The sequence below is a fragment of the Endozoicomonas sp. ALC013 genome, from assembly GCF_049310205.1.
Classification (GTDB): domain Bacteria; phylum Pseudomonadota; class Gammaproteobacteria; order Pseudomonadales; family Endozoicomonadaceae; genus Endozoicomonas.
In genome coordinates this window covers 1-3,121 of record NZ_JBLYNS010000291.1, presented here as the reverse complement: position 1 = coordinate 3,121, position 3,121 = coordinate 1, and the positions used below count along the sequence as shown (strand labels likewise).

Annotated in this window: 1 protein-coding gene; it reads right to left on the bottom strand. The window is 52.0% G+C overall.

The annotated features are described in order from the left end of the window. Positions 1–83 precede the first annotated feature (83 nt). On the bottom strand, positions 84–3,074 hold the full coding sequence (locus ACO6V1_RS23225) for a DUF1601 domain-containing protein (protein WP_422468874.1): 2,991 nt from the start codon (positions 3,072–3,074) through the stop codon (positions 84–86). Positions 3,075–3,121 lie beyond the last annotated feature (47 nt).

Below are 3,121 nucleotides of genomic sequence, written 5' to 3'. Positions count from 1 at the left end.
GGTTAATAAACGCAAGCGGTTGGAGGAGAACATCTACTCTGAATTGTAAAAACGGTTCCTGAGTCATGATGGCAGGGAGGCGATTACTGGCTGTTTGCGCTCTTCTTTATTTGATCAATAAATGGTTTCATTAAAACCTGGTTGTAAAGCCGGTTAACCGGGATTTCAATGACCTCAAATCCTGATTTTTGCAGCAGTGCGATTTTCAGCAGCGTCGAACCTTTCCTGGTTATGAAATCACCACCCACGTAATGAGACGGTCCCTGAACTTCAATCACCATGTTGTGATCTGGCAGTAACAGGTCAACCGGAGGCAATGAGTTCAAACTCTTTTCTTCTTCAATCTTCAAAGAGGGCATACAGGATTGGAGTTGATGGCGAAATTCGGCCTGGGTTTTTGAAATGGCTGTCTGGTAATGGCGGACGACCGGACACGCTCTGCCAAGCCAGCTTGAGGCCATGATCATAGTGGATTGATCCTCTTCATCATGCGGCGATTTATTTTTCAGGCGAGTCAACAGGTCATCCATGTGCTTTTCAAAAACGTTATTCTTATTGGCATTGGAGTCCAGAGCCAGCCTGGCACAGCATACCATGACTCCCCAGAGAGACATTGATATCTCTTCCCTGGAAAACTCAAGGTTCTCACTGATTCGATAGACAAGCGATTCGCACGCAGAGGTAGCCAGGTTCAGCTCAATGAGTTCACCCAGTTTGGCCGTGGCCCACAGCAGGTTGGCAACATGCTGGGCAATAAATTGCTCTTCCTGTGCGTTCACCCGGTGTAACAGCTCAGCTACGGCCACGTTGAGCCCTGGTGTTTGCTCCTGTCCGTTATCCCCCAGTTTTGCCATGGCCCACAGCAGGTTGGCGATTTCCTGTGGGTTAAAGTTAGCTTTTTGTACGATCACGCAGGTCAACAGCGTAGCCACGGTTTCGTTGAACTTTGGTGTCTGCTCATATCTGTTGTCTACCAGTTTCGCCATGGCCCACAACAGGTTGGCGATATCCTGTGGTTTAAAGTTAGCTTTCTGTACTTTCACGTGTGGCAGTAGCGTGGCCACGGCCTCGTTGAGCCCGGGTGTCGGCTTCTGCTCGTTGCCCAGCAGTTTTGCCATGGCCCACAGCAGGTTGGCGATATCCCGGACATTAAATTGGTCTTTCTGTGTGTTCACCCGGGTCAACAGTGCGACCAGTGCCTCGTTGAGCCCGGGTATCTGCTCCAGCCCATTGTCCACCAGTTTCGCCATGACCCACAGCAGGTTGGCAACATGCTGGGCATTAAATTGGTCTTTTTGTGCGTTCACGAGGGGCAACAGGGCGGCCACGGCCTCCTTGAGCTCTGGTGTTTGCTCCTGCCCGATGTCCACCAGTTTCGCCATGGCCCACAACAGTTTGCCGATTCCCACGGCATTAAGTTGGTTTTTCTGTGCGTTCACGAGGGGCAACAGGGCGGCCACGGCCGCATTGAACTCTGGTGTCCACTCCTGCCCGTTGTTCACCAGTTTCGTAATGGCCCACAGCAGGTTGGCAATGCCCTGGGCATTAAGTTGGTTTTTCTGTGCGTGCACGAGGGGCAACAGGGCGGCCACGGCCTCGTTGAGCTCTGGTGTCTGCTCCAGCCCATTGTCCACAAGTTTCGCTATGGCCCACAACAGGTTGGCGATATGTTGAGGAATAAAATGGTCTCTCAGTGCGTTCACGAGAGGCAACAGGGCGGCCGCGGCCTCGTTGAGCCCTGGTGTCTGCTCCAGCCCGTGGTCCACCAGTTTCGCCATGGCCCACAGCAGGTTGGCGATACCCTGAGGAATAAATTGGTTTTTCTGTGCGTTCACGTGGGGCAACAAGGCGGCCACGGCCTCTTTGAACCCTGGTGTCTGCTCCAGCCCGTTGTCCACCAGTTTCGCCATGGCCCACAGCAGGTTGGCAATGTTCTGGGCATTAAGTCGGTTTTTCTGTGCGTCCAGGAGGGGCAGCAGGGCGGCCACGGCCTCTTGGAGTCCCGGTATCCGCTCCAGTTCGTTGTCCACCAGTTTCGCCATGGCCCACAGCAGGTTGGCAATGCCCTGGGTATTAAGTTGGTTTTTCTGTACGTTCACGAGGGGCAACAGGGCGGCTAAGGCCTCTTTGAGCCCGGGTGTCCGCTCCAGCCCGTTGTCCACCAGTTTCGCCATGGCCCACAGCAGGTTGGCGATGGCCTGGGCATTGAATTGGTCTTTCTGTGCCTTCACGTGGGGCAACAGGGCGACCACGGCCTCGTTGAGCCCTGGTGTCGGCTCCAGCCCGTTGTCCACCAGTTTCGCCATGGCCCACAGCAGGTTGGCAATGCCCTGGGCCTTAAATTGGTCTTTCATTGCGCTCACGTGGGGCAACAGCGCGACAACGGCCTTGTTAAACTCCGGTGTCTGCTTCTGCCCTTTGTCCACCAGTTTCGCCATGGCCCAAAGCAGGTTGGCGATACCCCGGGCATCGATATTCCTGGCTTGAGGTTTTTGACAGCAGTTAAATCTTATTGTATCCAGTAGCGTTGACAATAAGTGAGCTTGAGTAAGCTTGACACGCTCATCCATGGGGTAATGAGGGGTAAAAACACCTGCTGAAGTCAATGAATGAAGTGTTGTCGTCAGGTTTCGCCAATTCCAGCTCCGTGTTGGGGTAAAGTTTTGCAGCATACGTATCAGCTGGCTTTGTTCTGCCCGGTTTAACGGTCTTTTAGCAGCTGACGTGTATTCTTTAATTGAACTGGCAAATTGACTGTGATTTTTTCCATTATAGCGATGACCGAAATAATCCGATTTACTCAACAGATCATCCATTATTTCCTGTGTGATGAGGGCATTAAAATCTTCAGCAGGATTTACTGAACGGCACTGTAGATGTTGAGAAGAGCGTGTGCCAGAAGAATGGTAAAATTCATTGCGACCCGGCACAGTTCGGGGGGGATGATCCCATGGTCTGACTGTGGCATGCCTATATCGTCCACGCCCTGAAGAAGGGGCATGGCTATTCGGTTGGTTGTAATTATTACCAGATATTGTGTATTTACCACTGATACCGGCAGATCTTCTATCCATAATTATATTTCATTAATTCATGAGAATATAAAAAGCAGACTGCGGTT